Here is an 18035-nt window from a genome sequence, read left to right on the forward strand (position 1 = left end):
TCACTCCTTCTCGTTGTTATCGGCCGGTTCGATCAGCAGGTTGCCGACACCGTCCACCCGCGCCCCGTAGCCGGGGAAAATCACCGTGGTGGAGTCCATTTCCATGACGATGGCGGGGCCCGCCAGCTGGTGCCCCGGCCACAACCGGGCGCGGTCGTACAGCACCGCGTCGTAATCGGCGCCCTGGAAATAAATCTGACTTTCGCCCACCACCGCGTCCTGCAACGGCGCCGCGTCGCCGCCGTAATCGCGCTCGGCGATGTTGGGGCGCGGCGCCCGGGCAATGGCACGCAGGTTGACCAGCTCGTGCTCCTCGTCCAGGGCGAAGTTGAACAGCTGCTCGTGCTCGCCATCGAAGGTCTCGCCGATCAGCGCCAACCCCCGTTGCGCCAGCTGTTCCCGATCCAGATCCTGGGTCAGCAACAGGGCCTGGCCCTGATAGCGCACGTCCGCCTGCCAGGTGATGGTTTGGTCGGCGGTTTCGATGCCCTGGTGGGAGAGCGAGTCGGTGACCTGGCCGGTGAGCTGCTCAAGGATGTGCGTCACTTCCTCGATGGACAGCTGGGAGAAGCCTTTCACCAGGGAGCGGGACGCTTCGTCCTTGACCCGGGTGGTGGCGTCGCCGTAGGCGCACAGCACCCCCGGCGACGGCGGCACGATCACCGGCCAGGCGTTCATTAGTATGCCCAGGGCGTTGGCGTGCAACGGGCCGGCGCCACCGAACCCGCACAGGGCGAAGTCGCGGGGGTCGTAGCCCTGTTCCACGGAGATCAGCCGCAGCGCCCCGAACATGTGCTCGTTGGCGATGCGCACCACCCCCTCGGCGGCCTCCTTGAGCGACAGGCCCATGGGTTCGGCCACCTTGGCCATGGCCTTCTCCGCCAGGTCCCGGCGGATTTCCATGTCGCCGCCCAGCTTCTGGTCGGCGGGCAGGTAACCGAGCACCACGTTGGCGTCGGTCACCGTGGGCAGCTCGCCACCCTTGTTGTAGGCCGCCGGGCCGGGATCGGCACCGGCGCTGTCCGGCCCCACCCGCAGGGCCTTGGTTAGTTCCGGCACGAAGGCGATGGAGCCGCCGCCGGCACCCACGGTGCGCACGTCCACGGAGGGCGCGCGCACCGCCACGTCACCGACCCGGGTTTCCCGGCGCAGGCGGGCGCTGTTGTTCTCGATCAGCGCCACGTCCGTGGAGGTGCCGCCCACGTCAAAGGTGAGAACCTTGTCGTAGCCACCCCGGGAACAGAACCAGATGGCCCCGGCCACGCCACCGGCGGGCCCGGAGAGCAGCAGGTTCACCGGGGTGTCGCCGGCCAGATCGCAGGCGGACAGGCCGCCGTCGGAACGCAGGATCGACAGGGAGACGTCGTCGGCCAGCCGCTTCTCCAACTCGCGGGCCAGGTTGTCCAGGTAACGGGACACCTCCGGCCGCACATAGCTGTTCACCACGGTGGTCTCGGTGCGCTCGTACTCCTGCATTTCCGGCACCACCCGGGAGGAAATCGACACCGGGATTTCCGGCATGATCTCCCGGGCGATGGCGGCGATGCGTTCCTCGTGCTCACCATTGGCATAGGCGTTGATCAGGCACACGGTCAACGCTTCGATGCCGTCTTCCTTGAGCGCCTTCAGGTTGTCGCGCAGGCTTGCTTCATCCAGCGGCGTGACCACGGCGCCGTCGGCGCCGATACGCTCGTCGGCCTCGATGGTGTCTTCCAGGGCCGCCAGCACCGGCTGCTTGTTGAAGATCACCCAGCCGCCGATACCGCCCGGCACATAGGAGCGGGCGATATGCAGCACCTGTTTGTAGCCACGGGTGGTGACCAGGCCGACGCGGGCGCCGCGCCGGGTCAGGATGGCGTTGGTGGCCACCGTGGTGCCGTGCATCACCTTGTCGATGTCACGGGGGTTCACGCCGGAGGTACGGCAAATCTTGTCGATGCCGTTGAGCACACCGATCGACGAGTCGCTCGGCGTGGACGGTACCTTGGCGGTATAGGTGGCGCCGGTGTCATCGTTGATCAACAGCAGGTCGGTGAAGGTGCCACCCACATCAACACCCAATCGATAACTCATTCTTCGTCTCCGTTACTTATTCTTACGAGGCTTTGTTAACCGGCCTCAGCGCACCGCCGCCTGTTCCAGTTCACGCAGGCTGATATCGCCGGGATCGACCCCGGGGGTATTCAGCCGTGCATCCGGGCTGAGAATGAAAATGGTGGCGTGGCGGCGTTGGTAGTCGATGGTGAAACCGGCGGAGGACACGATGCCGGTGTCACCGTCCTCGGTCTGGATGGTCTTGAGGTGGTAGTCAAACCACTTCCAGAACTCCCCCTTCTTGTCGTAGACGTCGGCCATGTAGAAGCGCGGGAACTGGGTGTCCATGTACATGATTTTCTTGCTGTACGGATGCTCCGGCGGCGCGATGGCCTCGATTACCCATACCTCACGGGGTTCCCACTTGTCGAGGGGATTCCAGTGCGGCGCGTTGGCCAGATCCACCACCGGGAACTCGGCGTCACCCTTGGCACCTTGGTCCCAGGCTTTCACGGAGCTGTGCGCCACCGCCAGCACGGTGCGCTTGCCGAGCAGCTTGTACTCCGGGTACCAGGTGGGGTGGGCGTTGAAGATCTCGATATCGTCGTTGAGCTGGTCGGTACCGCCAATGGGGTCCATCCAGGTGCCACCGGACAGGCGGCGCGTACGACGCACGGACTTCAGATAGGCCCAGCTGTCATCCAGCTGCGGGCCGTCGTAACGCACGGTGTACAGGCCCAGGCCACGGATGTCGTTGGGGTAGGTGGCGTACAGAAGCTGCTTGAACAGGGTTTTGCCGTCACCGACCTCGGTGCTCTCTTCACCCAGGCGCCCCTTGGTATAGAAGCGCTTGAACACCCACTCCTGACGACGTTCCAGGCCACGGCTGTCGTCCACGAACAGATAGGCGAACTTCGGATAGTCCTGGAAGTTCTTGGTGGGCTGGGCCACGTGGTGGTTCCAGATCAGCTTCTCGGCGGCGTAGGGGGTGTCCTCGGTAATGTTCGGGAACGGCATGCCCGCCTTCCAGCCTTTCATCAGCCGGGTGTCCGGGTCGTAGGTCACGGCGCCGGAATATTTTTTGGTGGCGGCCAGGTAGTCCTTGCCCAGCTTCACCGGTTCGGAGTGCTTGAGGGTAATCACCAGACCCTCGTCACGGATCAGACGCTTCTGCACATCGGTTAGAAGGCTGTCGATGCTGTGACCTTCGAAGGTGTCCTGCAGGCGGCCGTCCAGGTTGCCCGCGTTCAGGGTATCGCCGGCGGACAGCTCGGCGGCCAGGGCCGGCGTGGCGGCGAACGCAGCCAGCGACAGCAGCGCCACGGAAAGATGCTTGATTATTGTCATGATGATCTCCTCAGAACTGATAGGTGAGCCGGGCCACGAGCTGGTCGTTACCCGCGAAATAACCGAACAGATTGGTGTCGTTGAAATCCTGCAGCGGACGGTCCTGGTCCTGGCGGTCGAAGAAGATGTCCGCCTCCAGACGCACGCGGATGTGGTCGCCGTAGACGAATTCCACGGACGGAATCACGAAGCCGCCGCCATAGGTCAGGTCGCTGCCCACCGCCAGGGTCGGGTTGATCTGATCGTTGGCGTAGTTGGTGGCCAGGACGGCGGTGACGATGCTGCTGAATTCCTTGGTGTCGCCGCTGAAGCCGGCGGTGTTGACCAGTTGCTCATCCTTTTCGAAATCGGCGATCCAGTTGTTGAACACCTGCACCGACAGGAACGAGGGACGGCTGGTACCGAGCACGCCGGTCAGGTCCACCTGCTTGTCCAGGCGGAACATGGAGCGGAACAGGTTCTTCTCCTCGATGCCGCAGAAGCCCGGGAAAAAACCGCAACCGCGGCCCTGGCTGTTGCTCATGATGCCGGCGTTGTAGGGCGCGTTGGGGATATAGGCCAGCTCGGTGCTGAACACCACGTCCAGGGACTGGAAGTAGTTATTGGCGGACACCCCGAACACATCGATATACGGATAGATGAACTCACCCGCTTCGCCCGGCCCACCTTCATAGGTGCCCTCGTAGGGGCCCCGGAAAAGCTCCGGAGCGGCGTTGTTGGTGGCCGGGTTGGGGTTGGCCACCGGGTTCGGGTTGGGGCCGTGGAACCAGGCCAGGGAGTAACCCCAGTCACCGGCCAGGCCGTTCCAGCGCAGACCGTAGGAGTCGTCGTCCATGTCCGCGTCCGGGTGGTGATAGTTGTAGCGCACGTTGGCGCCGAACGGCGCGGTGGCGAACGGTACGCCCCGGTTGGGTTGGTTGGCCCAGCGGCCACCTTCCACATCGTAGCTGTTGCCCCGGTCTTCCTCGTCGTTGAGCCGGCCGGGAATGTAGATCAGCTGCAGGCTGCCACCGGCGTCGTCGAAGCGCTGGGTCAGATTGACCATATTGAGCGGCTTGCGCAGTTCTTCGTTCTCCGGCTCCAGGAACGAGCGCCAGCGGAAATCGTAACCGTGGATCACGTCCATCAGCTGGAAGAAGTCGGTCTCGCCCCAGACCACCTGCTGGCGGCCGATCTTCAGGTTGAGGCTGTCGGTGAGATCCCCTTGCAGCCAGAACTCACGCAGTTGCTCGTCGTCGTAGCTGTCGTCGATCAGGTCCACGGAGGATTCCGATACACCGCCGGTGCGTGCCCAGGCGTCGGCCACGTCCTGCACATCGTCCAGGTAGCTGGTGGACGCTTCCCGGGACACCCGGCCGGTGGCTTTGAAACGCACCGCGCCGAAGTCGCGGAAAATATTGAGTTTGCCCACCGTGCGCACCATCGACAGGTCGCCCCGGTAATCGCCTTCCTGACGACCATCCAGACCATTGGGTCCGGGCCCGATCAGCGTCGGGTTCTCCAGGTTCCAGGACAGGTACTGGCGGGCGTAGCCGCTGATTTCCCAGTCCTTGGTGAGCCAGTTATCGTCGTCGGCATGGACCGTGGAGGTCGCCGCCAAAGCGGCGACCAGAGCCAACCGGCCCGGCAGGCGCCGCTCCGGTCTATACGATTTCTTATTGTTGAATCCATACATGGCAATTACCCCGTGTTGTTGCTCGATGGCGTTTTATTTACTCGTTGACAAAGAAGCCGATTCCACCGATGTCTTGGACTCGGCGTTTTGTTTCGGCGGATCGAAAATGAAAGCGGGCTTGAGAATGCGCACCAGCGACGGCATCACCAGCAGCGACGTGAACGCCGACACCAGCAGCCAGAGGCCGATCAGCATCCCCATCTCGGCCTGGAAGCGCAGCGAGGAAGCGGCCCACAGCAGCACCCCGGCGGCCAGCGTCACCGAGGTGAGCAGCACGCCCCGGCCGGCGGAAAACAGCGCCTGGCGGATGGCATCGCGGGGGTCCGCGTCCGGGTACTTCTCCAGGTATTCCTTGATCGAATCGACGATATAGAAGGCGTAGTCCACCCCCAGGCCGATCCCCAGGGCCACCACCGGCAGGGTGCTGATGCTCATGCCGATGCCCTGCCAGGCCATGAACGCGAAGGTCACCACGTTGGAGATCAGCACCGGCACGATGAAGAACACACCGCTGGCGGAGGAGCGATAAACCAGCAGGCAGGACACGATCACCACCAGCAGCGCCAGGGCGATGGCCTCGATCTGGTCGGACAGCAGCACCTCGTTGATGGCGGCGGTGATGCCCATCGAACCGCCGGCCATGCGGATCTTGAAACCGTCCAGCGGGTTCTCGTCGATAAAGTGCTTAATCTGATAGATCGCCTGGCGCAGGGTGTCGCCGCGCCGGTCGCGCAGCATCAGCAGCACCGAGCCGTTCTGGAACAGCGGGTCGGCGAACTGGGCCAGGTCGTCCGGCGCCGCGCCCTGCATATAGAAGCTGATCAGCTCGCCGTTCTCGATCTGCGAAGCGCCCAGTTCCCGGTAGCGCGGATTGCCTTCGTACAGGTTGCGGCGCACGTCCACCACGATGTCCGCCAGGGACACGCTGCCGCCCACCTGGGGCAGCCGTTCCATGCGGCGCTGGAAGCGTTGCATCCAATCCAGGGCATCGACCCGCTTGAGGGCGTCGGTGCGGTCCCCTTCCAGCACCACGAACATCTGCTCGGTGCCCGGATAACGCTTATTAATCAGCGCGCTGTCCTGATTGAAGCTCGCCTGCGGCCACAGGATCGGCGAGCCAGGCGCCGCGTCACCGATGGTCAGCCCGGTGGCCTTGGCCAGCAGCAACGCCACCAGAATGATGGTCACCGGCAGCACCATATAGGCGCCCCGGCCGGCGGCCAGCCGATAGGCCACGCCCAGCACCGCGTCGAGAATGAAGCGCAGGTTCAGCGGATGGGCGTAGCGCAGCGGCACCTTCACCCAGCTCAGCAGCACCGGCGTCAGCACCACCGCGGAGAACATGATGGTCATCACCCAGATGGCGCCGATGATGGACACCTTCTGCAGCAACGGAATCGGCGTGAGCAGCACACACAGAATGGCGCCGGCATCGGAAATCAGCCCCAGCAGGCCGGGCCGGAACAGCTCCTTCATGGTGGCTTCCGCCGCCGCCCGGGGCGCCAGGCCGTCGCCGTCACAGATATCGTCGAAGCGTGTGATCAACTGCACCGAGTGGCTGAAGCAGCGGGCGGTAATGATAAAGGCCACCACGATCACCAACGGGTCGAAGTTGAAACCCAGCATCACGCCGATGGCCAGCGCCCAGATCGCCGACACGGTACCGCTGAGCAGGGGCAGCAAAGCGCCGCGCCAGGTGCGGTTGAGCAGGAACAGGGCCAGCAGCATGGACCCCAGCGACAGCAGCGCGATCACCACGGTTTCATCCAGATAGTGATCCACCCAGCCGTACAGGATCGGCTCGCCCACCAAGTGATAGGACACCTGATCCGGGATCGGCGAGGCATCGAAGATGGCGTTGATCTGCGGAAAGATTTTTCCGTAATCCACCTTCTGGTCGTAGAAATCCACCTGGATCAGCGCGGACTCCAGATCCCGGTCCACGTAGATGCCATACACCAGCGGGTTATTGATCACCGCCTCGCGCAGTTGGCGGATACCGGCGGCATCGGCGGGCACGTCCGGCCACATCAGCGGCAGGCTCTCGATGCCCATGGAGGAGGCGTTAACGGACTTCAGTTTGCGTGAGGCCAGCGAGACGATCTGAAACGGATTGACGCCGCTGACCTTGGCCAGCTCCCGGGTGACACGCTGGATTTCCGCGAGGACGGCCGGCTGAAAAATTTCGCCGTCCTCACTTTTCACCACGATGGTGACCTTGTTGCTGCCACCGAAGGTCTCCTTGTACTGCTCGTGAACCTCCACGTAGGGATGCCCCTTGGGCACCATGTCGCTGAACACGGTGCGCACGTCGATGCGCAGCAGCACCAGCGACATCAACAGGGTGATGCCCATAATCAAAGCCACCACCAGACGACGGTGACGAATGCACAGCTCGGACAGGCCGATGGCGAAACGGCTCATTGACATTATTTTTTCTCCTCCGCCGGCCAGGCGGTCCAGGTGTTCCCGCTCACCAGGCCCAGGTCTTCCCCGGTAACCACCAGCCCCCGGGCCACGGGCAGCGCCCGGGTGTGATAGCCGTTACTGAAACCACGGGCCGCCAGCGGCGACCAATGGCGCCCCTGATCGGAGGCCAGCAGCACGCCGCCGGCCCCCACCGCCAGCCAGCGCCGGCCGTCGTAAACCACGTCGTAGAGATGTTCATGGGTGCCGCTGTCCACCGGCTGCCAGGAGACGCCGGTGTCCTCGGTGAGATAGATGCGGCCCTGGTTGCCCACGGCCACGCCGCGCGGCCCGTGAAAGGCCACTGCCTGCAGGGTTTCGCCCTGCAGTTCACGGCGCTGCCAGGTCTGGCCCTGGTCGTTGGACTGGAACAGGTTGCCGAATTCGGCGGCGATCCAGAGGCTGCCATCATCGGCCCGGGCGATGTCGTTGAGGCCCACGTCGGTGTCCAGGCTCAGGGCCTGCCAGGGGCCCTGCCCATCGCCGCGAAAGATCACGCCCATCTCGCCGGTGATCCAGAACGCCTGGTTCAGGTAGTGCACGCTGATCAGCTTGCCGGCGAAGTCGGACACCGGCAGTTTCTCCCCTTGCCAGCCGTTGCCGTCGTCGACGAACACCCACCCCTGGTTGCCCACCGCCACCACGCGGCCGTCCCCTTCGGCGATGCCTTGCAGGTTCACCGGCTGTTGCAGTGCCAGCCGATGCCAGTGGCCGTCGGCGTCGCGGCTCAGCACGGTGCCGGCGTTGCCGGCGAACCAGAGCGCGCCGTTACCGTCGCCGGCCACATCCAGGAAATGATCCCGGGGCTCCACCAGCGGCTGCGGCAGCGGCAGCGGCTCCACCGTGGGTTTCACAAAGGCCGCCGCGTAACCCAGGCCGACAACGATGGCCCAGGGTGCGATACGGGCGACCCAGCTCAGCAGCTTAGCGATCATCGCCCTGCCCTCCCCCGGTCTTGGCGTATTGACCGCTCAGCCAGCGGAACGCCTTGCCGCCCAGGGTGGCGCCGGTGAGGCGCTCCGCTTCACGCACCACCGGCACCAGATCCAGCACCTGAATGCCGGTATCGAAGCCCATGCTTTGCAGCATCAGCGCCACGTCCTCGGTGGCCACGTTGCCGCTGGCCCCCGGCGAGAACGGGCAGCCGCCCAGGCCGCCAATGGAAGCGTCGAACTCGCGCACGCCGGCCAGCACGGCGGCGTGGATATTGGCCAGCGCCATACCCCGGGTATCGTGGAAATGGCAGGACACCCGCGCCACCTCCACCTGCTCCAGCAGCAGACCCAGCACCGCGTCCACCTTGGCCGGGTCGGCGGCGCCAATGGTATCGGCGACGATCACCTTGCCGGCGCCGGCGTCGTTCATGCGCTTGCCGTAATGGGCCACCACCCGCGGGGCCACCGGCCCCTCGAACGGACATTCGAAAGCCACCGCCAGATAGGCCTGGGCATTGACGCCCTCGTCGGCGGCCCGCGCCACGATCTGCTCGCAGACCTCGGCGGTGCGCTCCAGGGACATGTTGATGTTCTTGCGGTTCATGGTCTCGGTGACCGAGAGCACCACGTTGACGGTGCGCGCGCCGGCGGCCACCGCCCGTTCATAGCCCTTCATGTTGGGCACCAGGGCGGCGTACTGAATGCGTTCCGGCGACGGCAGCCGGGGAAACAGGTCCTCGGTGCCGGCCATTTGCGGCACCGCCTTGGGCGACACGAAACTGCCGGCTTCCATGAAGCGCAGGCCGGCACCGGCCAGTGCCTGTGCCAGCTGCAACCGTTCGTCCACGGTCAGGGTCTTGCCCTGGCTTTGCAGGCCGTCGCGCAGCCCCACTTCATTGATGCGGATATCCATGGTCCCCTCCTATCCGATCACGCCCTGGGCCATGAGCTCCTCGACTTGCGACTCGCTGTAACCGAGCGCACGCAGGACCTCACGGGTGTGTTGGCCAAGACCGGGCGGGGTGGTGAAGGCTTCCTCGGAATCCACCGACAGCTTGATCGGATTACCCGGCGCCTTGACCGCGCCGCCGTCGCTCTGCGGAATGTCCACCACCATGTTGCGGAACAGCACCTGGGGATCACTGAGCGCTTCGGAGAATTTGTTCACCGGCGCGCAGGGGATGCGCGCGCTGGACAGCAGATCCACCCAATGGGCGGTGGTGTTGGTGACCAACAGTTCCTTGAGGATGCCGTTGATCTTGTCCTTGTCGGCGAAGCGGCCGGGCTGGGTTTTGTACTTTTCATCGCGCAGTTCAGCGATGTCGAGCAGCGCCACCAGGTTGTCCCAGAAGCTGTCGAAGATCACCGCGATGATCACGAAGCCATCGCTGGTCGGGAAGGCGTCGTAGGGCACATGCACGAAGTGGGAATTGCCGATCGGCTTGGGATCATCGCCGCTCAGGAAATACATGGTGGCCATGTAGTTGAGCATGGAGATCTGGCAATCCAGCATGGAGATATCCACGTGCTGGCCGTAGCCCCGTTTCTCCCGGGCGTGCAGCGCGGACAGCACGCCCATGACGGCGAACATGCCGCCGCCCAGATCGCCGATGGGAATGCCGGCGCGGGCCGGATGGTCCTGGTCGTGGCCGGTGATCGACATGCCACCGCCGATGCCCTGCACCACCTGATCAAACGCCGGCCGCTGGAAGTTGGGCCCGGCCTGACCAAAGCCGGTCACGGAGCAGGTGATGATGCGAGGATTGATCTTGGAAAGATGGTCGAAATCGATCTTCAGTTTGGCGGGAACGCCGGCGGAAAAGTTGTCGAGGACAATGTCCGCGTCTTTCACCAGGTCATAGAAAACCTGCAGACCCGCCTCGCTTTTCAGGTCGATACAGACGCTTTTCTTGTTGCGGTTCAGGGTAAGAAAGTAAGCGCCCTGACCGCCGTAGGAATTGTTCGGGTCTTTTGCAAGCAGGCTACGGGTGCCCTCGCCTTTAAGGGGCTCAACCTTGACGGAATCGGCGCCGAGGTCGGCGAGAATCATGCCGGCGTAGGGACCGGAAAGCATGTGCGTCAGATCGAGAATCCGGACGCCTTCTAATGGTTTTGTCATATGTCGTCAGCATGTTGTGTTTGTTGAAGGGTCTGCCCTCCCTATCGCAAACACGGTGCCAACTTTTCCAAAACCCACCGCCGATTGATTAGACGCCTGTTTTTAAAGTCTTTTTTACAATGGCGGCGCGGCGCACCCCAAGCGCCCCCGGACAACCGGCGCTTTCATTCGGAAATCACCACCTTTCAGCCTGAAAGAAAAACCGCCGCCGCCCGGACGGCCGCCTGAACGCCGGGGCGCGGCGGCCACGCCACCGCCAGCACGTTCAATTTGAAAGGCCTCTATGCCCTCTGAAAGACGCCGGGCCCCGGGTCCGACCCCGCCTTTTTTGGAAAAAGGCTTGTGATTCATCCGGTTATTTCAATATCGCCAAACTGGCATGTGTCTTGCCCTTTCCCTTGTCACCGCCGCCCTTTTCATCCGGCGCCGATTCAATAACAGCAACAAAAGGAAAGACACATCATGAGCGACTCCCTAGCCAGCGCCCGCTACCCGCATCTGTTGAGTCCGTTGAAAATCGGCAACGTCACGGTCCGCAACCGGCTGATGCAAACCGCCCACGCCAAGGGTTTCCACGCCGGCAATGGCCTCACCAACGACCGCGACATTTACTATCAGGCGGAGCGCGCCAAGGGCGGCATCGGCCTGATCGTTACCGGCGCCCGCCACACCCATCCCCATTCCACCGGCCCGGGCCGCACCCTGGCCCGGGGCAACCGCGAGGAAATCATCGAGCGGGACCGGGAGATGTGCCAGGCGGTGCAGGCCCAGGGCGGGCGCATCGTCGCCCAGCTGATTCACTTCGGCCCCCAGGGCCGCAGCGGCGCCCTGGATGACTACCGGGTGCTGTGGGCGCCCTCCACCATGAAGTCCCCGGCCTATAACGAGTGGGCCAAGGAAATGACCAAGGCGGAGATGGACGAGGTGTCGGAGAACTTCGCGCTCACCGCCCGCTATTCCAAGGAAGCCGGCTTCGACGGCGTGGAGCTGCACTACTCCCATGGCTACCTGCACCAGCAATTCCTGTCGTTCGTCTACAACAAACGCACCGACGAATATGGCGGCAGCCTGGAAAACATCGTGCGCTTTCCCATCGAAACCCTGCAGCGGGTACGGGACGAAGTGGGCCCGGATTTCATGGTCGGCATCCGCGTGTCCATGGACGAATGCACCGTGGACGGCATGCACGCCGACCAGGCCATCGAGATGACCCGGCTGATGGTGCGCACCGGTCTGGTGGACTATGTAAGCGCCACCGCCGGCACCTACGCCGCCCACGCGGACCAGATTCCGCCTGGTGACTACCCGGAGAACTGGCTGGTGAAGGACGGCGCGCGCATGCGCCAGGCGATCCGCGAGGAAGCGGACATTCCCATGTTTATCGTCGGTCATATCGTCGACCCGGAGGCAGCGGACCAGCTGGTGGCCAACGGCGCCGCCGACATGGTGGCCATGACCCGCACCCAGATCGCCGATCCGGAATTCGCCAATAAGCTGCGCGACGGCCGCGAAGACGAGATCAACCACTGCATCCGCTGCAATCAGGCCTGCATCGCCCGGCTGATGGTGGGCAACGCCATTTCCTGCGTGGTCAATCCCGCCGCCGGCCGCGAGCGCCGCTTCGGCGCCCATACCCTGATGGCGGCGACCACGCCGGCCCACTGGCTGGTGATCGGCGGCGGACCTGCTGGCATGAAGGCGGCCCTGGTGCTGCGCCAGCGCGGCCACCGGGTGACCCTGGTGGAAGCCGGCGACCGCTTGGGCGGCCAGCTCAATCTGGCGGCGCGGCTGCCGCGCCGGGAGAAGTTCGGCTTCCTGCCCCGGGACCTGGAGCGCCAACTGCGCAAGGCCGGCGTGGAGATCCGGCTCAACACCCGCCTGGACGCGGACCAGGTGGCGGCGTTCGGCGCCGACGGCGTGATCGTGGCCACCGGCTCCCGGCCGCTGAAAACCGGCTTCACCTCCACCCGGCCGGCGGTGGACCGGGTGCCCGGTCTGGACCAGGACAATGTGCTGAGCGTGGTGGAAGTGCTGGAAAACCCGGACGCGGTGGGCCGGCGGGTGGTGCTGTTCGACGAGGACGGTGGCCGCTACGCCCTGGGCACCGCCGAGTTCCTGCTCGACCGGGGCCATGAGGTGCATCTGGTCAGCCGCTTCAACGCCCTCTCTCCCAATCTGGCACTGACCCTGGACCTGCCGGTGAACTACCGGCACGTGTTCGAGAAAGGGCTGGAATACACCATTAACAGCTGGGTGCGTTCGGTGGACGGCCAGCGCGCGCAACTGTTCAACCTGTTCACCGACAAGAACAGCCAGGTGCTGGAAGCGGACACCTTCGTGATCGCCGCCGGCCACGCCGCCGAGAACACGCTTTATCAATCATTGCAGGACCGGGTGAGCAATCTGCATTGCATCGGCGACGCACTGCTGCCCCGCCCGCTCCAGGACGTGATCTACGAAGGCATGCTGGCCGGCCGCGAGATGCTCAACGACCCGGACCGCTTTATCGAGCAGGGCGAACTGGAAAGCTTCGACCACGACTGGCGCGAGACGCTGGGCACCCAGGCGCAATAGGAGACAGCACATCATGACTCAGGAACGTTATCCGCATCTGTTCCGCCCGCTGCGAGTGGGCAACATCGAGATTCGTAACCGGCTGATGCAGTCCGCCCACGCCATGGCGTTCAACACCCGCGACGGCCTCACCACCAACCGGGACATCGAGTACCACGCCGCCCGCGCCCGCGGCGGCATCGGCCTGATGATCACCGGCAACCGCCTGATCCACCCCACCTCCAACACCTTCTGCCGGGGCTACGCCTACGGCTACCGGGATGAAATGGTGGAGCGGGACCGGGCCCTGACCCGGGCGGTGCATGACCACGGCGCGCGCATCTTCGCCCAGCTCAACCACTTCGGCGTGATGGGCGAAACCCACGCCATGGACGACTACCGGGTGCTGTGGTCGTCGTCCAACATCAAGTCGCCGGTGTTCGGTGAAATGGCCAAGGCCATGGAGCGCCAGGACATGGACGAAGTGGTGGAAGGCTGGACCCGCTCCGCCGAGTACGCCAAGGCGGCGGGCTTCGACGGAGTGGAAGTGCATCTGGCGCACAGCTACCTGCTGCATCAATTCATCTCGCCGCTGTTCAACAAGCGCACCGACCAGTACGGCGGCGCCTTCGAAAACCGCATGCGCTTTCCGCTGGAAGTGGTGCGCGCGGTGCGCGAGCGGGTGGGCCGGGATTTCGTGGTGGGCGTGCGCCTGACCCTGGACGAGATGGTGCCCGGCGGCCTGCAAGTGGACGACTGGATCAAGGTGGCGCGCACCGTGGAAGCCACCGGCTGCATCGACTACATCATGACCACTGCCGGCGTGTACCAGTCCGCCAGCTACATCATGCCGCCGGCCGACGTACCCAACGGCTGGCTGGCCGACCCGGCGGCGCGCCTCAAGCAGGCGGTGGACCTGCCGGTGTTCGCGGTGTCCGGCATCACCACCGCCGCCGAGGCGGAAGCGATCCTGGCCCGGGACGGCGCCGACATGGTGGCCATGACCCGGGCACAGATCGCCGATCCGGATTTCGCCAACAAGACCCGCGAGGGCCGCGAGAACGACATCTACCACTGCCTGCGCTGCAACCAGGGCTGCGTGGCGCGGTTGTTCTACGGCACCTCCATGACCTGCCAGGTGAACCCGGCCACCGGCCGCGAGGAACGCTTCGCCCCGCACACCGAGGTCCCGGCGGCCACGCCCGGCCACTGGGTGGTGGTGGGCGGCGGCCCCGGCGGCATGAAGGCGGCGGAAGGCCTGGCCCGCCGTGGTCACCGGGTGACACTGCTGGAGAAAGAGGACCGGCTGGGCGGCCAGGTGAACCAGATGGTCAAGCTGCCGCGCCGGGACAGCTTCGCCTGGATCACCAAGGACCTGGGCAGCCAGTTGGAGAAACTGGGCGTGGACGTGCGCCTGAATACCGAGGCGGACGTGGACGGCGTGCTGGCCCTGCAACCGGACGGCGTGATCGTGGCCACCGGCTCCACCCCGGACCGCAGCGGCTACTCCGATATCAACCCGCTGGTGCCGAAGATTCCCGGCATCGACGCGCCCCATGTGCTGACCACCGTGGACGTGCTGGAAGGCGCCGAGGTGGGCAAACGGGTGCTGGTGCTGGACGAGGAAGGCAACCGATATTCCGCGGGCATCACCGAGTATCTGGTGGAGCGGGGTCATCACGTGCACCTGGTGACCCGCTGGAACGCCCTGTTCCATAAGCTGGCCCAGACCCTGGATCAACCGGTGGTGTACGGCAAGCTGCCCGGCGACCGGTTCCAGGCCACCCTGAACAGCTGGGTGAGCAGCTTCGAGAACGGCAAGGTGGATCTGTACCAGCTCTACACCGGCGAAACCCACACCCTGGACGACGTGGATACCGTGGTTCTGGCGGTGCGCCATCTGCCCCTGGAGGCGCTCTACCTGGACCTGGCGGCGCGTCACCCCAAGGTGCACCGGGTGGGCGACTGCCAGGCGCCGCGCAAGACCGACCATGCCATCTTCGAAGGCTTCCTGGCCGGCCGGGAGGAATTCGACAACTGGACCCGCTACGTGGAACCGGGCGCCCTGGAACAGTTCGACCCGACCCTGCCGGAACGGCTCAAGGTCCTGCAGGCCTGAGGCTCAGCCCCGGGGTTCATCCCCGGGGTTACGGCGCCGCCAGTACCAGGCCAGCAATGAGCCGGACAGGTTGTGCCACACACTGAACAGGGCCCCGGGCAAGGCGGCGCCGGCGGAGAAATGCTTCACCGCCAGCGCCACCGCCAACCCGGAATTCTGCATCCCCACCTCGATGGCCAGGGTACGCGCCCGCGCCACATCCAACCGCAACAGCCGGGCACCGCCATAGCCCAGGCCCAGCCCCAGCAGGTTGTGCAGCACCACCGCCAGCATCACCAGCAGGCCACCGGTGGCGATGCGCTCCCGGTTGAGCGCCACGATCACGCCGATCACCAGCACGATGGCCACCACCGACACCAGCGGGAAGACATTGCGCACCGGCCCCAGCCGGGCACTGAAAAGGCTGTTCAGAAAGGTGCCCGCCGCCACCGGCAGCAGGATGATCTTGACCAGGGAACCGAGCATGGACGCCACCGGCACATCGATGGCCTGGCCCTGGTAGAGCCACACCAGCAGCGGCGTGGCCACCACCGCCAGCAGGGTGGACACCGAGGTCATGGCGATGGAAAGCGCCACGTCCGCCCGCGCCAGATAACAAATCACATTGGAGGCGGTGCCGCCCGGGCAGGCGCCCACCAGCACCAGCCCCAACACCCACTCCGGCGGCAGGCGCAGCAACGCCCCCACCAGCAACCCCACCAGGGGCATGATCAGGAACTGCAACGCCACCCCGGCGCCGATCACCGCCGGGCGCTTGCCCACATCGGCGAAATCCGCCCAGGTCAGGGTCATGCCCATGCCGAACATGATCAACATCAGCAGCGGCACGATGGCCCAGGACAGGGTGGCCAGGCCATCGGGAAAGGCGAACGCGAAGGCGGAGAACAGCAGCGCCCAAAGCGGGAACAGGCGCGTGAGGGTTTGTATCATTGGTGGCCTCCATCGAGCCCGCGTCCGCCGGCGAGCGGTATATGCAGGAGCGACTTCAGTCGCGATCATCGACGGCCCTGGTCGCGGGGCCGTGTGTTGATGATCGCGTGATGATCGCGACTGAAGTCGCTCCTACAAAGGCGCTCTTACAAAGGCGCTCCTACAGTGTGTCTGGGCGGGTCAGTCGTTGCCGCCGCGGGCCTTCACCGACTCGAAATCCTCGCTTCTCAGCTCCGGCAGCTTTTCGTCGCAGCCCTGGATGCCCTGGCGGCGCAGGTTGTCGCACACCCGGTCCAGCTTGCCGTCCACCGCGTGCAGGTGGTCCAGCAGCGCGCCGATGGCCTCGGCCACCGGGTCGGGCATGTCGTTGCTGACGCCGTAGGCCTGGAAGCCGATTTTGTCCGCCATTTCCTTGCGGTTCTTTTCCTGCTCGGTGGCCGGCTGGCCGATTACCCGGCCGGGGATGCCGACCACGGTGGCGCCCTCCGGCACCTCCTTGGTGACCACCGAGTTGGAGCCGATCTTGGCGTTCTTGTGCACCGTGAACGGGCCCAGCACCTTGGCGCCGGCGCCCACCACCACGCCGTCTTCCAGGGTCGGGTGGCGCTTGCCCTTGTTCCAGCTGGTGCCGCCCAGGGTGACGCCGTGATAGAGGGTCACATCGTCGCCGATCTCGGCGGTCTCGCCGATCACCACGCCCATGCCGTGGTCGATGAAGAAGCGCCGGCCGATGCGCGCACCCGGGTGGATCTCGATGCCGGTGAGCCAGCGGCTGAAGGTGGAGATCAGCCGCGCCAGCTGCTTGATGTTCCGTTGCCACAGCCAGTGGGCCAGGCGGTGGAACAGCACCGCGTGCAGCCCCGGGTAGTTGAGCAGCACTTCCAGGGTGTTACGCGCCGCCGGGTCGCGGTGAAAAACGGACGCCACGTCCTCTTTGATCTGCTTTAGCATAATTACCTCGAATCCGGGCCCCGCAGGCGCTTCTCCAAAGCCACCAGGGTGCCACGCAGAATACTGATCTCCATTTTGTCCGGGCGGGCGCGCAGGAACAATCGCCGCATGCGCGTCATTACCTGGCCGGGCTGCTCCGGGTCCAGGAACCCGCTGCCTTCCATGACCCGCTGCAAGTGATCCAGGAACTGCTGCACCGCCTGGTTGCTGGCCGCCGGCTCGTCCCAGAACATCTCCGGCAGCGGCATCTGCGACCGGCGCGAGCGCGCCTCCGGCAGGTCCGCCTCCTCGCCCACCAGCGCCAGGCGCAGTTCATAGGCGATCAGCTGCATGGCCGACGCCACATTGAGCACGCCATAGTCCGGGTTGGTGGGCACGGACACGTGCAAATTGCAGCGGTGCAGCTCGTCGTTGGTGAGCCCCCGGTCCTCTCGGCCGAACAGCACCGCGATGCGGGTGTCCTCCGGTTCCCGGGACAATTGCGCGGTGAGCTGGCGCGGCGTCAGGCAGGGCCAGGGAATGCGCCGCTGCCGGGCACTGGTGCCGATCACCAGGGTGGCGCCTTCCAGGGCCTCGTCCAGGGTGGCGCACACCTGCGCCGCGGCCAGCACATCACCGGCGCCGGAGGCCCGGGCGGTGGCCTCGGCACTGGGATGAATCTTCGGCGCCACCAGGCGCAAATCACCCAGGCCCATGGTCTTCATGGCCCGGGCGGCGGCGCCGATGTTTCCCGGATGGGTGGTTTCCACCATCACCATCCGCACCTTGTCGAGCATGTCGGTTGTCCGCATCGATAGTGGGGGCGGGATTCTAGCAGATAACGGCCTGCCCTCCTTCCTTCCGCTCTGTTACAATCCGCCTCCCATCCGGCCCCACCCCTCCGTGGAGCCCGCTCTTTCAAACCGA

The 18035-nt window shown here is 65.0% G+C and carries 12 protein-coding genes; 2 read left to right on the forward strand and 10 right to left on the reverse strand.

Going from position 1 to position 18035, the window contains the following annotated elements:
• The 7 genes from FGS76_RS19000 to FGS76_RS19030 are packed head-to-tail and all read right to left on the reverse strand — an operon-like array spanning position 1 to position 10576.
• A complete protein-coding gene (locus FGS76_RS19000; RefSeq protein WP_138774227.1) occupies positions 1–2073 on the reverse strand; it encodes a hydantoinase/oxoprolinase family protein in 2073 nt (690 codons plus the stop codon).
• A gap of 45 nt (positions 2074–2118) precedes the next feature.
• Complete coding sequence (locus FGS76_RS19005; RefSeq protein WP_138774228.1) at positions 2119–3381, reverse strand: DUF1329 domain-containing protein; 1263 nt, start codon at positions 3379–3381, stop codon at positions 2119–2121.
• A gap of 10 nt (positions 3382–3391) precedes the next feature.
• The gene (locus FGS76_RS19010; protein ID WP_138774229.1) at positions 3392–5056 is read right to left on the reverse strand and encodes a DUF1302 family protein; all 1665 of its coding nucleotides are present in this window, start codon (positions 5054–5056) and stop codon (positions 3392–3394) included.
• A gap of 33 nt (positions 5057–5089) precedes the next feature.
• The gene (locus FGS76_RS19015; RefSeq protein WP_205717293.1) at positions 5090–7486 is read right to left on the reverse strand and encodes an efflux RND transporter permease subunit; all 2397 of its coding nucleotides are present in this window, start codon (positions 7484–7486) and stop codon (positions 5090–5092) included.
• Positions 7486–8457 carry a WD40/YVTN/BNR-like repeat-containing protein gene (locus tag FGS76_RS19020; RefSeq protein WP_138774230.1) on the reverse strand — a complete coding sequence of 324 codons (972 nt, stop codon included), beginning with the start codon at positions 8455–8457 and terminating at the stop codon, positions 7486–7488. Before FGS76_RS19020 ends, FGS76_RS19015 begins: the two co-directional genes overlap by 1 nt.
• Positions 8447–9370 carry a hydroxymethylglutaryl-CoA lyase gene (locus FGS76_RS19025; protein ID WP_138774231.1) on the reverse strand — a complete coding sequence of 308 codons (924 nt, stop codon included), beginning with the start codon at positions 9368–9370 and terminating at the stop codon, positions 8447–8449. The genes FGS76_RS19020 and FGS76_RS19025 overlap by 11 nt, the downstream gene beginning before the upstream one ends.
• Positions 9371–9379: 9 nt before the next feature.
• Positions 9380–10576: a CaiB/BaiF CoA transferase family protein gene (locus FGS76_RS19030; protein WP_138774232.1), complete on the reverse strand. Its 1197-nt coding sequence runs from the start codon at positions 10574–10576 to the stop codon at positions 9380–9382.
• 462 nt (positions 10577–11038) lie between these two features.
• On the opposite strand from FGS76_RS19030, the gene FGS76_RS19035 reads away from it, so the two are divergent.
• Positions 11039–13150, forward strand: a complete 2112-nt coding sequence (locus FGS76_RS19035) for an oxidoreductase (protein ID WP_138774233.1) — start codon at positions 11039–11041, stop codon at positions 13148–13150.
• 13 nt (positions 13151–13163) lie between these two features.
• On the forward strand, positions 13164–15248 hold the full coding sequence (locus FGS76_RS19040; RefSeq protein WP_138774234.1) for an oxidoreductase: 2085 nt from the start codon (positions 13164–13166) through the stop codon (positions 15246–15248).
• Between the two features lie 3 nt (positions 15249–15251).
• On the opposite strand, the gene FGS76_RS19045 is transcribed toward FGS76_RS19040, so the two are convergent.
• The 3 genes from FGS76_RS19045 to FGS76_RS19055 form a co-directional block, all read right to left on the reverse strand.
• Positions 15252–16178, reverse strand: a complete 927-nt coding sequence (locus FGS76_RS19045; RefSeq protein ID WP_138774235.1) for a bile acid:sodium symporter family protein — start codon at positions 16176–16178, stop codon at positions 15252–15254.
• 180 nt (positions 16179–16358) lie between these two features.
• Positions 16359–17129, reverse strand: a complete 771-nt coding sequence (gene cysE, locus FGS76_RS19050) for a serine O-acetyltransferase (protein WP_138774236.1) — start codon at positions 17127–17129, stop codon at positions 16359–16361.
• 2 nt (positions 17130–17131) lie between these two features.
• A complete protein-coding gene (locus FGS76_RS19055) occupies positions 17132–17905 on the reverse strand; it encodes an RNA methyltransferase (protein ID WP_138774237.1) in 774 nt (257 codons plus the stop codon).
• Positions 17906–18035: the final 130 nt, after the last annotated feature.

Source organism: Alloalcanivorax gelatiniphagus, from assembly GCF_005938655.1.
In the GTDB taxonomy this organism is placed as follows: Bacteria; Pseudomonadota; Gammaproteobacteria; order Pseudomonadales; family Alcanivoracaceae; genus Alloalcanivorax; species Alloalcanivorax gelatiniphagus.

Bases quoted from the DNA above. Each gene is read 5' to 3' on its own strand.
- FGS76_RS19005 (WP_138774228.1), bottom strand. From the start codon at position 3,381: ATGACAATAATCAAGCATCTTTCCGTGGCGCTGCTGTCGCTGGCTGCG.
- FGS76_RS19035 (WP_138774233.1), top strand. From the start codon at position 11,039: ATGAGCGACTCCCTAGCCAGCGCCCGCTACCCGCATCTGTTGAGTCCG.
- FGS76_RS19025 (WP_138774231.1), bottom strand. From the start codon at position 9,370: ATGGATATCCGCATCAATGAAGTGGGGCTGCGCGACGGCCTGCAAAGC.
- FGS76_RS19010 (WP_138774229.1), bottom strand. From the start codon at position 5,056: ATGTATGGATTCAACAATAAGAAATCGTATAGACCGGAGCGGCGCCTG.
- FGS76_RS19020 (WP_138774230.1), bottom strand. From the start codon at position 8,457: ATGATCGCTAAGCTGCTGAGCTGGGTCGCCCGTATCGCACCCTGGGCC.
- FGS76_RS19000 (WP_138774227.1), bottom strand. From the start codon at position 2,073: ATGAGTTATCGATTGGGTGTTGATGTGGGTGGCACCTTCACCGACCTG.
- FGS76_RS19015 (WP_205717293.1), bottom strand. From the start codon at position 7,486: ATGTCAATGAGCCGTTTCGCCATCGGCCTGTCCGAGCTGTGCATTCGT.
- FGS76_RS19045 (WP_138774235.1), bottom strand. From the start codon at position 16,178: ATGATACAAACCCTCACGCGCCTGTTCCCGCTTTGGGCGCTGCTGTTC.
- FGS76_RS19055 (WP_138774237.1), bottom strand. From the start codon at position 17,905: ATGCTCGACAAGGTGCGGATGGTGATGGTGGAAACCACCCATCCGGGA.
- FGS76_RS19030 (WP_138774232.1), bottom strand. From the start codon at position 10,576: ATGACAAAACCATTAGAAGGCGTCCGGATTCTCGATCTGACGCACATG.
- cysE (WP_138774236.1), bottom strand. From the start codon at position 17,129: ATGCTAAAGCAGATCAAAGAGGACGTGGCGTCCGTTTTTCACCGCGAC.
- FGS76_RS19040 (WP_138774234.1), top strand. From the start codon at position 13,164: ATGACTCAGGAACGTTATCCGCATCTGTTCCGCCCGCTGCGAGTGGGC.